The organism is Mycobacterium sp. NGS58 (assembly GCF_059812385.1).
The window spans coordinates 24,109-41,638 of sequence record NZ_JCALCO010000011.1; the positions used below are offsets into that span (position 1 = coordinate 24,109).

The window sequence follows — 17,530 nt, forward strand, 5'->3', positions numbered from 1 at the left end:
ACCTCACCGTATGGATCCCTTTCCACTCGGTGGGTTTTCGGTCAACCGCGTCGGATTCGGCGCCATGCAACTGCCGGGACCTAATGCGTTCGGTCCGCCGCGCGACCGTGACGAAGCGCTGGCCGTGCTGCGCCGCGCGGTCGAACTGGGCGTCGACCACATCGACACCGCGCAGTTTTACGGCCCCGACGTCGCCAACGAGCTGATTCGCGCCGCGCTGCATCCCTATCCGCAGAACCTGGCATTGGTCAGCAAGGTCGGTGGGCGCCGCGATGACACCGGCGCCTGGTTGCCGGCGGACGCGCCGGCCGACTTGCGACGCGACATCGAGATCAACCTGCGCAGCCTCGGCGTCGAGCAGTTGGCCGTGGTCAACCTGCGAGTGTTCGAAAGCGACGGCCCGGACCGGGAGTTCGACGACCAGCTCTCGGCCATGATCGAGGCGCGCGAGCAGGGACTGATCGGCGGAATCGGGCTGAGCAATGTCAATCGCGAGCACCTGCTGCATGCCGTGGGGCGCATTGAAATCGCTTGCGTGCAAAATGCGTTCAACTTGGTGCAGCGGGAGTCCGCCCCGGTGCTGCAGGAATGCGCGGCGCGGGGGATTGCCTCAGCCACCAGGTGGTTCAACAGACCGCGCAGCGACTGGGTCGCACACCGGCTCAGGTCGCGCTCGCGTGGACGCTCAGCGTGGCGCCCAACGTGCTGCTGATCCCCGGCACCTCGTCGCTGAGCCACCTGGAGGAGAACCTGGAGGCCGCGTCCATCGAATTGAACGACGACGCCCGCGAGCGCCTGAACGCAATCGCTACTTGAGCTCGGAAGAGGACAGGCCCAGCAGGCGGCGCGCAACCACCAGCTGCTGAATCTGCTGCGTGCCCTCGAAGATGTCCAGGATCTTCGAGTCGCGCGCCCATTTCTCCAGCAGTGACTGTTCGGAATAGCCTGCGGTGCCGGCCAATTCGACGGTCTTGAGTGTGACGTCGGTGGCCATGCGGCCGGCCTTGGCCTTGCTCATCGACGCTTCTTTGGAGTTCGGGATCTTGTTGTCGGCCTGCCACGCCGCCCGCAGCGACAGCAGATAGCTGGCCTCCCAGTCGGCCTCCATGCGGATGAACTCCGCCGCCGCGGCGCTCTGGGCGTGCGAGGGCCTGTCGTAGGAGATCTCCACGCCGGCCTCGGTGAGGATCTTGCGAATCTCTTCCAGCGCGGCACGGCCGACGCCGACGGCCATGGCCGCAACGATGGGCCGGGTGTTGTCGAAAGTCTCCATCACTCCCGAAAAGCCCTTGCCCACCTCGATTTCGGGGTTGCCGAGCAGGTTTTCCTTCGGAATGCGGGCATTGTCGAACCGGATGACCGCGGTGTCGGAACCCTTGATGCCGAGCTTGTGCTCGAGCCGTTCGACCGTGACCCCGGGATGCTCACGCGGCACGACGAACGACTTGATCGCGGCGCGGCCCTGCGACTTGTCGAGCGTCGCCCACACCACGATGTGGGTGGCGCGGGAGCCGGCGGTGACGAAGATCTTCTCGCCGTTGATCACATACTCGTCGCCGTCCAGCCTGGCCGTCGTCGACACCGCCGCCGAGTCCGATCCGAAGCCGGGCTCGGTGATGGCCATCGCCGCCCACACCTTGCCCAGGCGTTGCAGCTGCTCTTCGTTGGCGACGGCGGAGATGGCCGCGTTGCCCAGCCCCTGGTAGGGAACCGACAACATCATCGCGAGGTCACCCCAGCTGGCTTCCAGGGTCTGCAGCAGTGCGGCCATGTTGGCGCCGTTGTGGTTTTTGTCCCGTTCTTCGTCCTCACCGCCCAGCGCGTTCGCTCCAGCGAATTCGATTGACTCCGAGGCGCCTTCGAAGAGGCTGAACAGTGTGTCGAGCTCGACCGGGTACGCGTGTTCCTTGAGGTCGTACTTGCGGGCGATGGGACGCATCAACTCGGCGGCGCCCTGGTGCGTCTTCGTCGTCACCGCCTGCATCTTGCGGGGGAGTTCCAGATTGATTGCCATGATTGAACTTTCAGCTCGAGTTGGATAACGACTCAGATGACGACGACGCCCTCGGCCACGCCGATGGCCCGCAAATCGCGGTACCAGCGTTCGACCGGGTGCTCTTTCGTGTAGCCGTGGCCGCCGAGCAGCTGAACGCCGTCGAGGCCGATCTGCATGCCCTTGTCGGCGCCGAGCCGCTTGGCCAGTGCCGCCTCGCGGATGAACGGCAGGCCCTGCTCGGCGCGCGCAGCGCCGCGCCAGGTGATCAGCCGCAACCCGTCCAATTCGATGGCGATGTTGGCGCACATGAAGGCCACCGCCTGGCGGTGGGCGATCGGCTCACCGAAGGCCTCGCGTTCCTTCACGTACGGCACGACGTAGTCGAGCACCGCGTGCGAGGTGCCGACGGTGAGCGCGGCCCAGCCCAGCCGGGCCAGCGCGATCGCCTCGGAGTAATCCTCGTCGGTCGCCTCGTCCTCACCGAGCCGCGCGGTCGGCGGCACCGTCACCCCGGAGAGTTCGACGTGGCCCAGGGCCGCCGCGCGGATCCCCATGCTCGGATCCGCCTTCACGGTAAGGCCTTTCGCCGAGGACTCGACGATGAACAGCGCCGGCTTGCCGTCCAGCTGCGCGCCGACGATGAAGAGCTCGGCATCGGCAGCCGCCGGGACCAATGACTTCACCCCGTCCAGGCGGTAGCCGCTCGGGGTGCGCACCGCGGTGGTCTTCAGCCGGGTGGGGTCGAAGAGCGGTTGCGGCTCGGAGATGGCCACGCATGCTTGGGGCACGTTCTCACCGGCGAACTCGGGAAGATAGGTGGCCTGCTGGTCGGCGCTGCCCCAGTGGGTGAGCGCGGAGGCCACGCCGCCCGGGGCCAGCAGCGGCAGGGCCAGACCCATGTCGCCGTACGCCAGCGCCTCGGCGACCAGCACATTGGTCACGCTGGACCGGTGTGCGGCGATGCCGTCGAAGTCCTCGGGGATGTTGATTGCGGTGATGCCCAGCTCGGCGGCCTTGGCGATCAGCTCGTGCGGGTAGGTCGTCGCCTCGTCGGCGTCGTGCGCGGCGGGGCGCAGCACTTCCTCGGCGAAATCGTCGAGTGTCTCGACGATCATCTTCTGCTCGTCGTCGGGCGTCAGGTCGAAGTAGTCCTTGCCGCTGGACTTGAGCCGAGTCGGCCCGCCGCGCAGGTTCTGGATTCGCTTGAACTCCCGGGAAGAGGCGGCGGCAGTGGAGAAGACCGTCTTGGTGCCGTAGCGCAGCGCGCGGTTGAGCGGGTCGCGCAGCTGGTACTTGTCCAGGAACTCCTGCCCGACGAGCGGGGTGATCAGCGCGATGGCGATGTCAACGCCGGTGCGTTTGTGCGTTTGCAACCCGACAGCGGACTTGTGGTCGCGCCGTTTGGCGCGGGGGCGGGTCGATGTCTGTTTGGAACCGGAACCGGTCATTTCAGCAGCCTCAGGTCGTTGGGCAATGCGGATATCGCCGATCTTACTCCGGAGTAAGATCGGAGAGAACACTTGTTAACTAATTCACAGCGGGCTGGCCGCGAGGCTGCCGAGCACCTGCCCTTGCAGCAGGCCATTGGTGGCCACGGCGCTGCCGTGATGCGGTCCCGCGGTGCCGTCCAACGCCGTCAGCGTGCCGCCCGCTTCCCGCACCAGGATGTCGAGCGCCGCGAGGTCCCACACCGATACTTCCGGTTCGGCGGCGATATCGACCGCGCCTTCCGCGAGCAGGCAATAGGACAGAAAGTCACCGAAGGCGCGCACCCGCCATACCGTGTCGGTCAGTGCGATGAAGCGGTCCCGCACACCGAGCTGCGCCCACCCGGACAGGCTGGAAAATGAAAGGCTGGCCGAATTCAGTTGGGCCACTGAGGAAACAGAGAGCCGGCGGGCGGGCGCACCATTGACCGCGACGAAAGCGCCCCGGCCGTGCGCGGCCCACCACCGGCGCTGCAATGCCGGCGCACTCACGGCACCGACGACGGGCACTCCGTCTTGGAGCAAGGCGATCAGCGTGGCCCACACCGGCACCCCGCGGACGAAGTTCTTGGTGCCATCGATCGGGTCGATGATCCACTGACGTCCGGTGAAGGTGGTCTCGCCGCCGAACTCTTCGCCGACGATGCTGTCGTCCGGCCGTTCGCGGCCGAGATGCTCACGCAGTTCGGTCTCCACCGCGCGATCGGCGTCGGTCACCGGCGTCAGGTCGGGTTTGGTGTCAACGCGCAGGTCCAGCGCGCCGAATCGCGCGGTAGTCAACGTGTCTGCGCGGTCGGCCAGCGTCAGTGCCAACGCCAGATCGTCCTGGCTCATGACGCAGTCTTATCACGGTCCTACCATGGCCCCGTGTGGGAATTCGGACTGCTGCTCCTGCTGATGGCCGTATTGGCGGTATTTCTCGTCCAACGCTTCGTCCCGCGCGGCCCGCGGGGCGAGCTGCTGAACGGCACGTTGCTGGTGACCGGCATCAGCCCCCGCCCCGACGCCACCGGCGAGCAGTTCGTCACCATCGCCGGCGTGATCAACGGCCCCACCGTCAACGAGCGCGCGGTGTATCAGCGCCTGGCCGTCGATGTGAATCAATGGCCGACCATCGGCCAGCTGTTTCCGGTGGTCTATTCGCCGAAGAATCCAGACAACTGGAGATTCGTTCCCGCGGATCCGCCCGCGCCGCCCGAATCGCCGCCGCCCCCCGCCTCCTGAGCGTCCGTCAGCCTGCCGCGGGCGGACGCGTCATCACCAGGATCCGCCTCCCGTAGCGGGGGACCACAAGCGCGGCCCGCCTGACCGTCCCTCCCGGTACCCCTGGTATGCCGGCCGTCCCGGACCCGATTGGGGCCACCGGTTCACTCGCCGCCAGGTCGGACAGGCCGCTGCCCGGCAATACCGCAACGGGGTTGCCGGTCGCGCTGGCCCAGCCGGGGGGTACCGACATCGAGCCGATTCGTCCGGCGCGCGCCAGCACCGCGTTGACGGTGCCCGGGCCGGACGTGGCACCGCTGAGCACAGGCGACTTGGGAAGGGCGGACGGGACCGCCGCGAGGTTCGGCAGAATGCCCAAGTTCTTGTCGGCCTGGATGATTCCGGCGGCGGTCCCCTCGGTAACGAAGATGGACCTGAATGTGGTCTGGGCGACCTGGATGGTGTCGAGAATTCGGAAGAGTGCTGACGAGGAGCCCCCGGGCGCAGAAGCCGCCTGCGAGCCCGAATTCGAGCTCGAGGCGTTGACGGTGGCTTGAGCGACGGCGGCTACCTGAGCACTTTCCCCATCCGAAGTGGTGGTCCGGCGCGGGTTTGCGAACGGCGAAAATTGCGCTGCCGCAGCGGAACTAGCGGCATAGATGTTCATCGCGGCGGCATCTTGGGCCCAGTACTGCGCGTACTGAGCTTCGGTGGCCGCGATGGCCGCGGTGTTCTGGCCGAAGAAGTTCGATGCCACCAGCGTCGCCAGTTGAATGCGGTTGGCCGCGACCGCGGGTGGTGGCACGGTCATCGCATGCGCGAGTTCGTAGGCTGCCGCGGCGGCCCGAGCCTGCAGGGCGGTCTGCTGTGCACGTTCGGCGGTCGCATGCAGCCACGCCACATATGGCGCGGCGCTGGCCGACATCGCTCGGGCTGCGGGCCCGTGCCAGTACGAGCCCGTCAGGCCGGATAGCACGGATTCGTAGACCGCGGCCGTGATGCTCAGCTCTGCCGAGAGCGAGTCCCAGCTCGCCGCGGCCGCCAACAGCGAGCCCGCTCCGGGACCCGTGTACATCCGGCAGGAGTTCACCTCTGGCGGGAAAAAGCCGAATTCCATTGTCTTACAACTCGATGAGCTGTGTGCAGCGAAACTGCTCGCGACGAACGGTCAGTGCTGTGGTCGGCGGCAGTTGGTGGATTGGCGGCACGTCACCCGGCGGCCGGCGGCCGTGGCATCACGGTGAGCCGCACGCCGTAACGGGGTGGGGAACCCGAGCCGGCCGACCGCGCGGCTCCGCCGCCCGGCATGCCGGGGTACCCCGGATATCCGGACGCCATCGGCTCCTCGGTCCCTGGCAGCGTGGTGAAGCCGGCGGGTTCTAATGGCGAGAAGTGGGTGCTCGTCGGCGCGGACCAACTCGCGGGTACCGACATCGGCCCGATTTTGCCAGCGTGCGAGAGCGTCGCAGTGACGCTGCCCAGGCCACCGCCGAGTCCGGATGTCGCGCCGCGGAGCGCGGGTGCGGCGACCGCCGGAGCGATATTCGCCGCGGCCGCTCCGGGCTTGGCGAGAATCCCCAGATTGTTCTCCGCCCCGATGATTCCGGACACGAACTGCTCCATGTTGTACGGAGCGCTGAAACCGAGGCCGGTTCCCTGAATGGCGTCAAGGACCCGGAAGGCGTTGCCGTTGGCCCCGCCGGCCGCTCCCAGGTTCGGTGCCGCTTGCACCTGCGGTTGGACATCGAGCGGTGAAAACGTCTGCGTAGCAACCTTAGTCGCACCGGAGTTGGCGTTCGCCGTGGCCACGGCGGCGTTCTGGGAGCCCACCCCGGACTCGTTGATGGATTTGTGCGCGGTGGCGAACCGCGGCAACTGGGTCGTCGCCGCCCTCGACGCCGCGGAGTACCCGGACATGGCGCCGGTGTCCTGAGCCCAGAAGTCGGCGTACTGCGCCTCGGTGTCCGCGATGGCCGCGGTGTTCTGGCCCACGATGTTGGTCGTCACCAGCGCTGCCAGCAGTGTGCGGTTGGCCGCGATCACCGGCGGGGGCACCGTCATCGCATACGCCTGTTCGTAGGCCGCCGCGGCCGTCCGCGCCTGCATGGCTGTCTGCTTCGTCTGCTCGGCGGTCGCTTGCAGCCAGCGCATGTACCGGGTCGCCGAGTTCGCCATCGACTCGGACGCGGGGCCGCGCCATTGCAGATCCAGGCCGGCCAACACCGATTCGTAGGACTCGGCCGTGGAGGCCAGCTCGGCCGACAGCGCGTCCCAGCTCCCGGCCGCGGCCAGCAGCGAGGCCATTCCGGGACCCGTGTACATCAGGGCCGAAATGATCTCGGGTGGAAGAAAAGTCCACTCCATGTGTGTGATACATCCCCTCGAAGTGTGGTTTTTCAAGCAAAAGCCACCGACACCGGCGCTAGCCGCATCGGCGTGTTCCCCAGATGTGTGTGGGCCGCTCCCTGATTCGCTTTGCCCCCTCGCGCAAAGCTCACCCCGCGTCAGCTGAGAAGGCAGCCCGGCGCGATCGCACCACGGCCGTCTAGGCGGGCAGCGTGGCGCTTATGCGGTTGGCGGAGCGTGCGCGCGGGGCATTGCGGGGACCTTCGTTTTTTCGGGCCCTCTTAAAGTCGCAAATGCGGCCGATCCCTGCGGGGTTTTGCCTATTTCGAGAAGCCGGCCAGTTAAAATTCAGCGTCCGTTCATCTATAGTTCACCATTTGTTAACCAACGTCAATTTCCTGATGCGCAGGGCTCGAACAATGAAAGTCGTTGAAGTGCTTGGTATCTGGCGGTCGCGACGACCCGGCTGGCCGCCCTGCCGGTGCGTGGGGCAAACCTGGCAGACTGCGCCCCTGGTCATCCGCGATGATTCAAGTTATCGACTACGCCCTGCAGCATCTCGGGATGCCGGAGGAACGGGGTGATGATGTCGACCGGTAAGGGGAAGACGACGGTCGAGTTCTGATCCGCTCCCAACTCCAACAGCGTCTGTAGGTAGCGCAACTGCAACGACGCCGGACTCTTCGACAGGGTCTCCGCGGCTTCGCGCAGCTCCTCGGATGCCTGCAACTCGCCGCGGGCGTTGATGACCTTCGCGCGACGTTCGCGCTCGGCTTCGGCCTCGCGGGCCATCGCCCGCTGCATCGACTCGGGAATCTCGACGTCCTTGATCTCCACCACCCGCACCTGCACACCCCACGGCTCGGTCTGCTTCTCGATGATCGTGCGCAGATCGCTGTTGAGGTCCTCCCGGTGTGCCAGCAGCGTGTCCAGGTCCGCCCGGCCCAGCAACGAACGCAGTGTCGTCTGAGCGATCTGCGATGTCGCCACCGCGTAGTTCTCCACCGCCAGAATCGCTTTCAGCGGCTCCATCACCTGGAACATCACGACGGCGTTGACCCGCGCCGGAACGTTGTCGCGGGTGATCACCTCCTGCGGCGGAATGGTCAGCGTTACCAAGCGCTGGTCGACCCGAATCATTCTATCCACCAAGGGAATCAAGAACCGCAATCCGGGGCCGTACAGGGGGCGTGCGTGCCCCATCCGGAACACAACTCCGCGCTCGTACTCGCGTAGCACGGCGAGCGACCACGTCGCGAGCACGGCAAGCAGGATTATCCCGGCGCCGATCAGGCCGACCACAAGAGCAGTCATGCTGTGTTGTCCTCCTTGCTTTTCCAGCCGCCCCAGCGGGTGGAGTACCGGTCGATGGCGGCGGCCACCTGGTCCTCGATTGCGGTGCGGTGCGGCAGGTGTTCGGGCGCGTTGGACGGAGTGTTCCACAGGTGGCGGACGAGCGGCAGCCCGAGCAGCGCGACGGTCAGCACGGTAGCCGTCAGGACCAGCGCGTCAGCGGCCGAGTGATTGGCCACCAAGGTCGCCAGCGGTAACACGATCCCCAGTCCGGCTACGCAGCAGGCGATTCCGCGGTGAAACCGTCCGGCGTCGGAATGCGGCCACGGATCGACCTCGCGGCTTATCTCACGGCCGTGCTCGGAGGTCGTGCAGTCCGCCTTGACGGGACAGCTATTGCAGACGACCGGCTGTGCGCGATACCGCATGACCCGATGCTTGGGGTCGAAGGAGGTCGGCCACAGCCAATGATCCTGCGGACACACCCATGCATCATGGTCGGGCCGGTAAGTGAATCGGCCTGTGCGCCAACGTGCCGCGTGCGCAGAAGCCCGGCGGGCCATGGCGTCGAAACTCCAGCCGACGGCGAGCAAGGCCAGCGAATACCCGGCGATCATCCACACCGAGGCGGTCGGCGCGCCCACCGGTCAATCCTTCGCCGGCACGGCGGTACCGGTCTCCGGCTCGGCCTGGGTGTACAACGGGTTTTCCGGCAGTTCGTCGACGGTCGTACCCGACCGGAAATTGCGCAGCGCTGTCCATGCGATCCAGACGAACGGCACCACGCCGCCGACTATCAGGATGACGTCGCCCGGAAGCCGGAGCCACTCCAGGACGGCGTTGCCGGGCTTGGTGATGTAGCCCAGCGACCGTGCCTCGAAGTAACCGTCGTTGACCGAGTGGTAGAGCTGCAGCACACCCAGCGGCAGCAAGGTGGCAAAGACCATCCACGCGAGTCCGATGTTCATGCACCAGAACGAGATCCGCGCCAGCTTCTCGGGCCACTTGTCGGGCGGGATCACGTAGCGGAAGGCGAACATGGCCAGGCCGACGGCGAGCATGCCGTACACGCCCATCATCGCCGCATGCGCGTGGTTGGCCGTCAGGGCGGTGCCGATCTGATAGTAGGAGACCACTGGGAGGTTGATTAGGAAACCAAAGATGCCGGCTCCCAGGAAGTTCCAGAATCCCACCGCGACCAGAAACATGACCGCCCAGCGGTGCGGGAACGGGTTCGCGTCGCCGGATTGCTGGCGCGCACCGAGTTGCAGGAACGCCCACGCCTCGACGGTCAGGAAGGTGAGTGGGATGACCTCGGCGGCCGAGAAGAATGCGCCGAGCGCCATGTGCTCCACCGGGGTTCCGGAGAAGTACAGGTGGTGCATGGTCCCGATGACGCCGCCGGCCGAGTAGAGGATGACGTCGAGGAAGATCACGCCCAGCGCGATCCGCTCGCGTACCACGCCGAGCAATACGAACATGTAGGCGACCATCACGGTGGTGAAGAGCTCGAGGAAGTCCTCGACCCACAGGTGCACGACCCAGAATCGCCAGAAGTCCGCGACGGTGTAGTGGGCGTCACTGCCGGCCAGCAGGCCAACGGCGTAGAAGCCGGGGATCGCCAGCCCTGAGAAGAAGAACAGCCAGGGCATGTTCATCTTCGACTCGCTCTTGAGCCTGCCGCGAATGCCGCGCCAGATGATCGCAATCCACACGAACATGCCGATGATCAGCAGGATCTGCCAAAGGCGTGGCAGGTCAAGGTACTCCCACTGCTGGGAGAACAGACCGCCCGCCGGGATCACGCCGTAGATGGACAGCGCCTCGCAGATCAACGACCCGAAGACCACCACGGCGACCGCGCCCAGCAGCACGTATGCCAGCAACGCCTGACGTCTGGGCTCGCGCCGGGCGATGAACGGCACCAGGAAGATGCCACCGGCCAGGAAGGCCGCCGCGGTCCAGAACAGCGACAGCTGCAGATGCCAGGTGCGGGCCAGGTTGTAGGGCAACACGCGGGCCAGATCCAATCCGAAGAAGTTGGACAGATCGGCCCGGTAGTGCTCGGCCGCGGCGCCCAGCAGCGTTTGCGCCAGGAACAGCACCGACACGATCGCGAAGAACCAGATGCAGGCGCGCTGCGCCGGAGTCAGGCTCACCTCGCCGGGCTGGCGGAAGGACAGGGTGGACGATTCGGCGCTGTGCCAGCCGACCTTCTGACTCCAGCGGCCGTAGACCGCGAACATGATTCCGATGCCACCCAGCAAAGCGATCAGCGACAGCGCCGACCAGACGATCACCGCGGCGGTCGGGCCGTTGTCGACGCGCGGCTCGGCCGGCCAGTTGTTGGTGTAGGTGTACTTGTGGCCGGGACGTTCGGCCGCCGCGGCCCAGGCCGTCCAGGCGAAGAACGCCGTGAGGTCGCGGATCTGGGCCTTGTCGGTGATCATGTGGGGCAGCAGCCCGTATTTCGTTGAGTTCTCACCGAAGTAGGCGGCGTACTGGCTTCGGATGTGGTCGAAGGCCACGGCTTGGCGGTCGGTGAACACCAATGTCTTGGTGGCGGGGTTATAGCGATTGGTGCGGAATTCGGCGACCACTTGCTCGTGCGGATCGGGAGCGCCCCGCGCGCGGAGTTGACCGGCGACATCCTGTGTGGCGGACCGCAGATATTCGGCGGTGTAGTCGGGTCCCAGGTAGGCGCCGTGGCCGAGGACCGAGCCGTACTCCATCAGGCCGCGGGCCTGGTAGAGCTCTTGGCCCCGGGTGATGTCCTGGCCGGTGAACAGGAGCTGCCCCGATTCACTGACGACTTTGTCCGGCATCGGCATCGACGCCGAATACGTGCGGTAGGCCAGGATGCCCATCACGAGGAAGCCGAAGATCATGACCAGGGCGACGCCCTGCACCCAGCCCTTTCCGACTAGGGGAGGTGACGATGACGGTTGAGCGGATGTCTGCTGAGCGGTCATGCGCGAGGTCTCCCGTCGATGGGTGGTGGTGCCCGCTGTCTCAGATGTCAAACACACCTACGTTTGGTCCGCACTCAATACTCGAACTCCGTCGTTTCGATGGCAACAGTCAATTCGGTTGTTCGTGGGGGTCATAGGGTCCAATGGCACCCATTTAGGGACCAATGCCTCTGGGGGAGCGGAGTTTACGGGCCATAATCTGTAGTTGAACGATGTAAATGAAGCTCGGCGAAGGATGTCGCGTGATGAGCAACGTGTATTCAGCTCCCGCAATTTTGGTAGGTGTCGACGGTTCCAGGGCGGCGATACATGCGGCCGTCTGGGCAATCGATGAGGCGGTCAGCCGCGACATCCCCCTGCGATTGGTGTATGTCATCGATCCGCATGACGCGTGGACCGCGCGCGACGACGCCACTCGGCTCGCGGTCGCGCGTGCCGCCTTGGCCGACGCGCACCGGGCCGTCGACGCCGGCGGCGAATCGGTCAAGGTCGAAACTGACATACTCTGGGGCAGAACGGTTTCCAAACTGCTCGAAGCGTCCAGATCGGCGAGCATGGTCTGCGTCGGGCGAATCGGGCTCAACCATGCCTGCCACGGCGGGCCCGCCGTGGCGGCCCGTGTGGTCCGCTCGGCGTCGTGTCCGGTCGCCGTGATCCAGCAATCGGCGAGCCGTCCGACGGCGCCCCAAGTCAGCAGCGTGGTCGCCGAAGTGGACAACGGCACGGTGCTGAGGCACGCGTTCGACGAGGCGAGGCTGCGCCGGACCGTCCTGCGGGCCGTGTCGGTATCGAGGGGCGCGGACGCTCGTGACGGAAACCATGGAAAGCGCTCAGCGCAAAGGCAATTGGATCGCCGGCTGGCGCGGTGGACGCGGTTGTATCCCGATGTGCAGGTCGAGCCGGTGGTCGCGACCGAGGGCGTGGGCCAGTACCTGCGCGTCCACCACGACGCGGGCCAGCTGCTGGTCACCGACTCCCATCGAGCCGAGGCGCTGTGCCACGCGGGTCATTCCGTGCTTGCGATACGTTGCGGCAACCTGTAGCCAGGCAGCCCGTGATCTGAACCACTGCTCTGCAACGAACATCGTCGCACCCAGTCACGGTCGGGAGTGGACCTATGTGACTAACGACCCTCTTGCCAGGCCAGACCACGGGCAAAGATGGTGTTACTCTGAGTTGCAGATATACGGGAGGGCTTGCTAGCTATGGCTCAGCTGACGACGGCCGAGGCGGGTGCGGACCTGGTCGACCGCGCAGACGTGGAGGCGTTGCTGCGCCGGTTTTACGGACGGGCGCTAGACGACGAGGTGTTGGCCGAACCGTTCGCCGAATTGCGGGCCACCGGGTTGGACACCCACGTTCCCACGATGTGTGACTTCTGGGAGACGGTACTGTTCCGCGCCGGTCTCTATCGCGGCAGCGCGTTGCAGGCGCACCGGGAGATCCACCGACGCGCCCCCCTGTCGGATCGGCACTTTCGGCGTTGGCTCACCCTGTGGCACAACACCGTTGACGAGATGTACCGCGGACCGGCGGCCGATCGGGCGAAGGTTCAGGCCGGCCGGATCGCGTGGGCCATGCATCGGCGACTGACCGGCGCCGACGCACCCGAACTCCTCGTCATGCAACCGGCTCGTGACGATCAGGCTCGGGACCGAATCGGAAACGACGACCGGTGACTTCGGTCGGCGTTATGCGCACATAGTGCGGTTTGAGCGTCGCCGTCCATGGCAGCAACTGGGCACGTTCGGCTCGCTGAATGTCCGCGTCGCTCTTCAGCAATCGCGCGCGACCGCGCACGATTACGCTCCATCCTTCGATGAGGTTGTGGTCGTCGACCTCGAAGACCACCGCGTGATTGGCAACGGCCGAGAACAGCTTGGTGCCCTCGGCCGTGCGGAACAACACGGTTTGCTCTTGCGCGACGAAGTTGACGGGAAAGATCTCGGGCTCCCCGGCGAAGTTGGTGACCAGCCGGCCCAGCGAGGCACTGCCCAACAGGTCCCAATTCTCATCCTCGGAAAGCACGGTTACCGGTTGGTCGCTACCCACGTCGTCAACGCTACGGAGGAATGGCGATGTTGAGTAGAGCCCTTCGTACTCTCGGCGCGAATTCAGCCGTGGCTGACCCGCAGCAACTTGGCCAGACTCGGCAGCTTGACGCGGGGACGTCCGTGCGGCTCGCCCGCCGCTCGCTCGTGGGCATCGATGAGATCCCAGTGTGCCGAGGTGACCAGCTTGGGCTGGCGTGACGCCAGCCAGTCGGCCAGCTGGCCGGCGTGGTCGTCTGGGAAATCGGCGAGACCGTCGGCCCCGGACAGATCGGCGAGCAGCGTGTCCACGGTGTCCTGGGAGTCCTTCTTATTGGTGCCGATCACCCCGGTCGGCCCGCGCTTGATCCACCCGACCACGTATTCGTTGCGGCTGTCCGCGATCCGGCCGCCGCTGTTGGGGATCGTCGCGGTATTCTCGTCGAACGGCAGACCCGGGGTGGGTACACCGCGGTAACCGACCGAGCGCACCACCAGCTGCACCGGTAACTCCTCGCGCTCGCCCGTGTCATTGGCGGACACCCGCCCACTGTCGTCGGTGACCAGCTCGTTGCGGCCGAGCACGATCGCCTCGACCCTCTCGTCGCCCTTGATCTCGATCGGGGAGGTCATGAAGCGCAGCACGATGCGGCGGTGGCCGGGGCGCGGGTCGCGCTTCGCGTAATCGCGCAGCACGTTGATGTTCTGCTTCGCCGTCTTGCCGGCCGCGGCCGCATCCTCGTCACTGATGCCCTCCAGCTGGGCGGGATCGACGATCACGTCGACGTTCTCCAGGTCGCCCAACTCGCGGAGCTCGAGGGTGGTGAACGCGGTTTGCAGTGGTCCGCGCCGACCGATGACCACCACCTCGTCGACGCCGCACGGGCGCAGCGACTCCAGCGCGTGGTCGGCTATGTCGGTCAGCCCCAGCACGTCGGGATCGGTGACCAGAATGCGGGCGACGTCGAGCGCGACGTTGCCGTTGCCGACGACCACCGCCCGTGCCCCCGAGAGATCGGGCGTGGCCGCCTCGAAATTCGGGTGCGCGTTGTACCAGCCCACGAAGTCGACGGCGGCGATGCTGCCCGGCAGGTCCTCGCCGGGGATGTTCAACGCACGGTCGGATTGCGCCCCGACCGCATAGACGACGGCGTCGTAGCGCTCGGCGAGTTCGCTGGCCTGCACGTGCTCGCCGACCGAGATGTTGCCGAAGAAGCGGAAGCGCGAATCCTGAGACGTCTTCTCGAATTGCTTGCTGATCGACTTGATCTTCGGGTGGTCGGGCGCGACGCCGGAGCGAACCAGCCCCCACGGGGTGGGCAACATCTCCAGCATGTCGACGGCGACATCGATGTCCTCGGATCCGTCGGCGGCCTTCAGCAAGGAGGACGCGGCGAAGAAGCCCGACGGTCCGGAGCCAACGATTGCAACGTGATAAGGGCGCATCCTCGACCTTCTATTCGTGCCCGAATGCGCGCAGGAGGCTGTCGCGCGCAAAGCGGGGCGCACATGATCGTGACTCGATGCTAAACGCATGACCGCTGGTCGTGGCCTGGACACTCGCTGCGACCTGAGCTGCTCGGGGCCCCCCGGGTAACGTTGTCGGCTGTGGAACCCGACCGTCAAGCCGATATCGCCGCCCTCGACGCCACCCTGACCACGGTGGAGCGGGTGCTCGATGTGGACGGTCTGCGCACACGGATCGAGAAGCTGGAACACGAGGCATCCGATCCCCAGTTGTGGGACGACCAAGCTCGTGCCCAGCGGGTGACCAGCGAGTTGTCCCACGCCCAGGGCGAGCTACGCCGGGTCGAGGAGCTGCGCGGGCGCCTGGACGACCTGCCCGTGCTCTACGAGCTGGCGGCCGAGGAGGGCGAAGGCGCCGACGACGCGCTGGCCGAGGCCGACGCCGAGCTGAAAGCCCTGCGCGCCGACATCGAAGCTACCGAGGTGCGCACGCTGCTGTCGGGCGATTACGACGAACGCGAGGCGCTGGTCACCATTCGCTCCGGCGCGGGCGGAGTGGACGCCGCCGACTGGGCCGAGATGCTGATGCGGATGTACATCCGGTGGGCTGAGCAGCACAAGTATCCGGTGGAGGTATTCGATACGTCCTACGCCGAAGAAGCCGGCATCAAGAGCGCAACGTTCGCCGTGCACGCCCCGTTCGCCTACGGCACGCTGTCCGTGGAGCAGGGCACGCACCGGTTGGTGCGAATCAGCCCGTTTGACAACCAAAGCCGACGCCAGACATCGTTCGCCGAAGTCGAGGTGCTCCCGGTGGTCGAGACCACCGACCACATCGACATACCGGAAGGCGATGTGCGCGTTGACGTTTACCGTTCGAGTGGCCCGGGAGGCCAGTCGGTGAACACCACTGACTCTGCGGTACGTTTAACGCATATCCCGACGGGTATCGTCGTGACTTGCCAGAACGAAAAATCGCAGTTGCAGAACAAGATCTCGGCGATGCGAGTGCTTCAGGCAAAGTTGTTGGAGCGCAAGCGTTCCGAAGAACGCGCTGAGTTAGATGCATTAAAAGGCGAAGGTGGCAGTTCGTGGGGCAATCAGATGCGCTCCTACGTTCTGCAGCCGTATCAGATGGTCAAGGATCTGCGAACCGAGTACGAGGTTGGCAACCCTGCGGCCGTCCTGGATGGAGACATCGACGGATTCCTGGAAGCGGGCATCCGTTGGCGCAACCGAAAAGATGACGAATAACACAAGTTTTCTCGCCTTATCGATGACGCACCGCTGGCACGACTTCTGGCGGGGCGAGCTCGGCGAATGGATCATCACCCGGGGTCTGCGGATCGTCATGGTCCTGATCGCCGCGGTCCTGGCGGCCCGGTTCGTCAACTGGGTGGCGCAGCAGGTGACCCATCAGCTCAACCTGGGCTTCGCCGAGAGCGACGCGCTGGTGCGCTCGGAGGCGTCCAAGCACCGGCAGGCCCTAGCGTCGGTGATCTCCTGGGTGTCGGTCGTCATCATTGGAATCTGGGTCATCCTGCAGATCGCTTCAGTGCTGCAGTTCTCGGTGGGCGGATTGGTCGCGCCGGCCACCGTGGTGGGCGCCGCGCTGGGTTTCGGCGCACAACAGCTGGTCAGGGACCTGCTCTCCGGCTTCTTCATCCTGGTGGAGCGCCAGTACGGCTTCGGAGACCTGGTCACCCTCACCGTTGTCTCCGCGACGGAGGCCAGCGGCACGGTCGAGAACGTGACATTGCGAGTGACTCGACTGCGCTCGTCGGATGGCGAAGTCTTGACCATTCCCAATGGGCAGATCGTCAAGGTGGTCAACCTGTCCAAGGACTGGGCGCGCGCGGTGGTGGACATCCCGGTGTCGACCAATGCCGACCTCAACCGGGTCAACGAGGTCTTGCACCAAGAATGCGACCGCGCGATGGACAACCCCGTGCTTGGGGAGTTGCTGTTGGATGCGCCCACCGTGATGGGCGTGGAAAGCATCGCGGTCGACACCGTCACCCTGCGGATGGTGGCCAGAACCCTGCCCGGTAAGCAGTTCGAGGTCGGCCGGCAGCTTCGCGTGCTGGTCATCCGGGCGCTGGCCCGCGTCGGGATCGTGACCGCGGCGGACGCCCGGGTAGGCCTCGTCGAAGACCCGTCCGTCCCGGTTGCCCAGGCCGCCGAAGAGCAAACCGATGAAGTCCAAGGTGCGGTGCAGAAGCGTTGAAGTTCACCCTGAACATCCTCGAGAAGCGCGGCGACGGCGACGACACGGATGCGGAGCATCGCTGGCCGAAGCACATGTTCGGCGGGCGGATGCGCACGTCCACCTTCGTGTTGATCATCGCTTTCATCCTGGCGTGGTGGGTCTACGACACCTACCGCCCGGAGCCGGCCCCCAAGCCCCCCGCCCAGCAAGTGGTGCCGCCGGGCTTCGTGCCTGACCCGAACTACACCTGGGTGCCGCGCAGCCGCGTGCAGGCGCCGCCGCCGACCGCCACCTATACACCGACGCCGACGAGCACGCCGCCACCGCCGCCACCGCCGCCACCACCGCCGGTGACGACGACCACAACCACCACTCCGCCGTTCCAGCTGCCGCAGCTCCCGTGCGTCTTGCCGGCGCCGTTCTGCCCGCCCAGCTCGAGCCCCACCCCGACGCCGCCGCAGCAACCGCAGCCGGGGCCCGGTCCGGTGCCGACTTCGCCGCCACCGGCCAGCTGACTTCGCTTTTCA

The 17,530-nt window shown here is 66.0% G+C and carries 16 protein-coding genes and 1 pseudogene; 7 read left to right on the forward strand and 10 right to left on the reverse strand.

Translation table 11 applies throughout. From position 1 onward, the window contains the following. Nucleotides 1-10: 10 nt before the first annotated feature. A pseudogene (locus AC5Y4H_RS12645) lies at nucleotides 11-816 on the forward strand (oxidoreductase). On the opposite strand, the gene AC5Y4H_RS12650 reads toward AC5Y4H_RS12645, so the two are convergent. From AC5Y4H_RS12650 to hisN, 3 genes are all read right to left on the reverse strand, one after another. Further along, on the reverse strand, nucleotides 809-2,014 hold the full coding sequence (locus AC5Y4H_RS12650) for an acyl-CoA dehydrogenase family protein (protein ID WP_499982118.1): 1,206 nt from the start codon (nucleotides 2,012-2,014) through the stop codon (nucleotides 809-811). The pseudogene AC5Y4H_RS12645 and the gene AC5Y4H_RS12650 sit on opposite strands and share 8 nt — an antisense overlap. Before the next feature lie 32 nt (nucleotides 2,015-2,046). Then, a complete protein-coding gene (locus AC5Y4H_RS12655; RefSeq protein WP_499982123.1) occupies nucleotides 2,047-3,444 on the reverse strand; it encodes an acyl-CoA dehydrogenase family protein in 1,398 nt (465 codons plus the stop codon). Nucleotides 3,445-3,528: 84 nt separating this feature from the next. Next, nucleotides 3,529-4,317: a histidinol-phosphatase gene (hisN, locus tag AC5Y4H_RS12660; RefSeq protein WP_499982125.1), complete on the reverse strand. Its 789-nt coding sequence runs from the start codon at nucleotides 4,315-4,317 to the stop codon at nucleotides 3,529-3,531. Between the two features lie 63 nt (nucleotides 4,318-4,380). Between hisN and AC5Y4H_RS12665 the strand changes: the two genes are divergently transcribed. After that, nucleotides 4,381-4,707 (forward strand): hypothetical protein, encoded by a 327-nt coding sequence (locus AC5Y4H_RS12665; protein WP_499982358.1) that lies wholly within the window; start codon nucleotides 4,381-4,383, stop codon nucleotides 4,705-4,707. Between the two features lie 7 nt (nucleotides 4,708-4,714). Here the strand turns inward: AC5Y4H_RS12665 and AC5Y4H_RS12670 are convergent, their stop codons facing one another. The 5 genes from AC5Y4H_RS12670 to AC5Y4H_RS12690 form a co-directional block, all read right to left on the reverse strand. Then, nucleotides 4,715-5,803 (reverse strand): PPE family protein, encoded by a 1,089-nt coding sequence (locus AC5Y4H_RS12670; RefSeq protein WP_499982127.1) that lies wholly within the window; start codon nucleotides 5,801-5,803, stop codon nucleotides 4,715-4,717. A 92-nt stretch (nucleotides 5,804-5,895) separates the two neighbouring features. Then, nucleotides 5,896-7,050, reverse strand: coding sequence for a PPE family protein (locus AC5Y4H_RS12675; RefSeq protein WP_499982129.1), 1,155 nt, complete (start codon nucleotides 7,048-7,050; stop codon nucleotides 5,896-5,898). Nucleotides 7,051-7,548: 498 nt separating this feature from the next. Next, nucleotides 7,549-8,346 carry a slipin family protein gene (locus AC5Y4H_RS12680; protein ID WP_499982130.1) on the reverse strand — a complete coding sequence of 266 codons (798 nt, stop codon included), beginning with the start codon at nucleotides 8,344-8,346 and terminating at the stop codon, nucleotides 7,549-7,551. Beyond that, nucleotides 8,343-8,969 carry a hypothetical protein gene (locus AC5Y4H_RS12685; protein WP_499982132.1) on the reverse strand — a complete coding sequence of 209 codons (627 nt, stop codon included), beginning with the start codon at nucleotides 8,967-8,969 and terminating at the stop codon, nucleotides 8,343-8,345. Before AC5Y4H_RS12685 ends, AC5Y4H_RS12680 begins: the two co-directional genes overlap by 4 nt. Before the next feature lie 3 nt (nucleotides 8,970-8,972). Then, nucleotides 8,973-11,297 carry a nitric-oxide reductase large subunit gene (locus AC5Y4H_RS12690; RefSeq protein ID WP_499982359.1) on the reverse strand — a complete coding sequence of 775 codons (2,325 nt, stop codon included), beginning with the start codon at nucleotides 11,295-11,297 and terminating at the stop codon, nucleotides 8,973-8,975. Between the two features lie 245 nt (nucleotides 11,298-11,542). On the opposite strand from AC5Y4H_RS12690, the gene AC5Y4H_RS12695 reads away from it, so the two are divergent. Then, entirely contained in the window at nucleotides 11,543-12,340 is a 798-nt protein-coding gene (locus AC5Y4H_RS12695; protein ID WP_499982133.1) for a universal stress protein, read from the forward strand. Between the two features lie 162 nt (nucleotides 12,341-12,502). Further along, nucleotides 12,503-12,976, forward strand: a complete 474-nt coding sequence (locus AC5Y4H_RS12700) for a group III truncated hemoglobin (protein ID WP_499982134.1) — start codon at nucleotides 12,503-12,505, stop codon at nucleotides 12,974-12,976. Here AC5Y4H_RS12700 and AC5Y4H_RS12705 read toward each other — a convergent pair. Together AC5Y4H_RS12705 and AC5Y4H_RS12710 are read right to left on the reverse strand one after the other, a co-directional pair. After that, a complete protein-coding gene (locus AC5Y4H_RS12705; protein ID WP_499982135.1) occupies nucleotides 12,918-13,349 on the reverse strand; it encodes a pyridoxamine 5'-phosphate oxidase family protein in 432 nt (143 codons plus the stop codon). The two genes, AC5Y4H_RS12700 and AC5Y4H_RS12705, sit on opposite strands and share 59 nt — an antisense overlap. 62 nt (nucleotides 13,350-13,411) lie before the next feature. Next, nucleotides 13,412-14,773: an FAD-dependent oxidoreductase gene (locus tag AC5Y4H_RS12710; protein WP_499982138.1), complete on the reverse strand. Its 1,362-nt coding sequence runs from the start codon at nucleotides 14,771-14,773 to the stop codon at nucleotides 13,412-13,414. Nucleotides 14,774-14,935: 162 nt separating this feature from the next. On the opposite strand from AC5Y4H_RS12710, the gene prfB reads away from it, so the two are divergent. From prfB to AC5Y4H_RS12725, 3 genes are read left to right on the forward strand one after another with little or no spacing between them, the layout of a single operon-like run. Further along, on the forward strand, nucleotides 14,936-16,048 hold the full coding sequence (gene prfB, locus AC5Y4H_RS12715) for a peptide chain release factor 2 (protein ID WP_499982141.1): 1,113 nt from the start codon (nucleotides 14,936-14,938) through the stop codon (nucleotides 16,046-16,048). Then, nucleotides 16,038-17,021, forward strand: coding sequence for a mechanosensitive ion channel family protein (locus AC5Y4H_RS12720; protein WP_499982142.1), 984 nt, complete (start codon nucleotides 16,038-16,040; stop codon nucleotides 17,019-17,021). The genes prfB and AC5Y4H_RS12720 overlap by 11 nt, the downstream gene beginning before the upstream one ends. Then, a complete protein-coding gene (locus AC5Y4H_RS12725) occupies nucleotides 17,018-17,518 on the forward strand; it encodes an Rv3103c family proline-rich protein (RefSeq protein ID WP_499982143.1) in 501 nt (166 codons plus the stop codon). Before AC5Y4H_RS12720 ends, AC5Y4H_RS12725 begins: the two co-directional genes overlap by 4 nt. The last annotated feature ends 12 nt before the right edge of the window (nucleotides 17,519-17,530 follow it).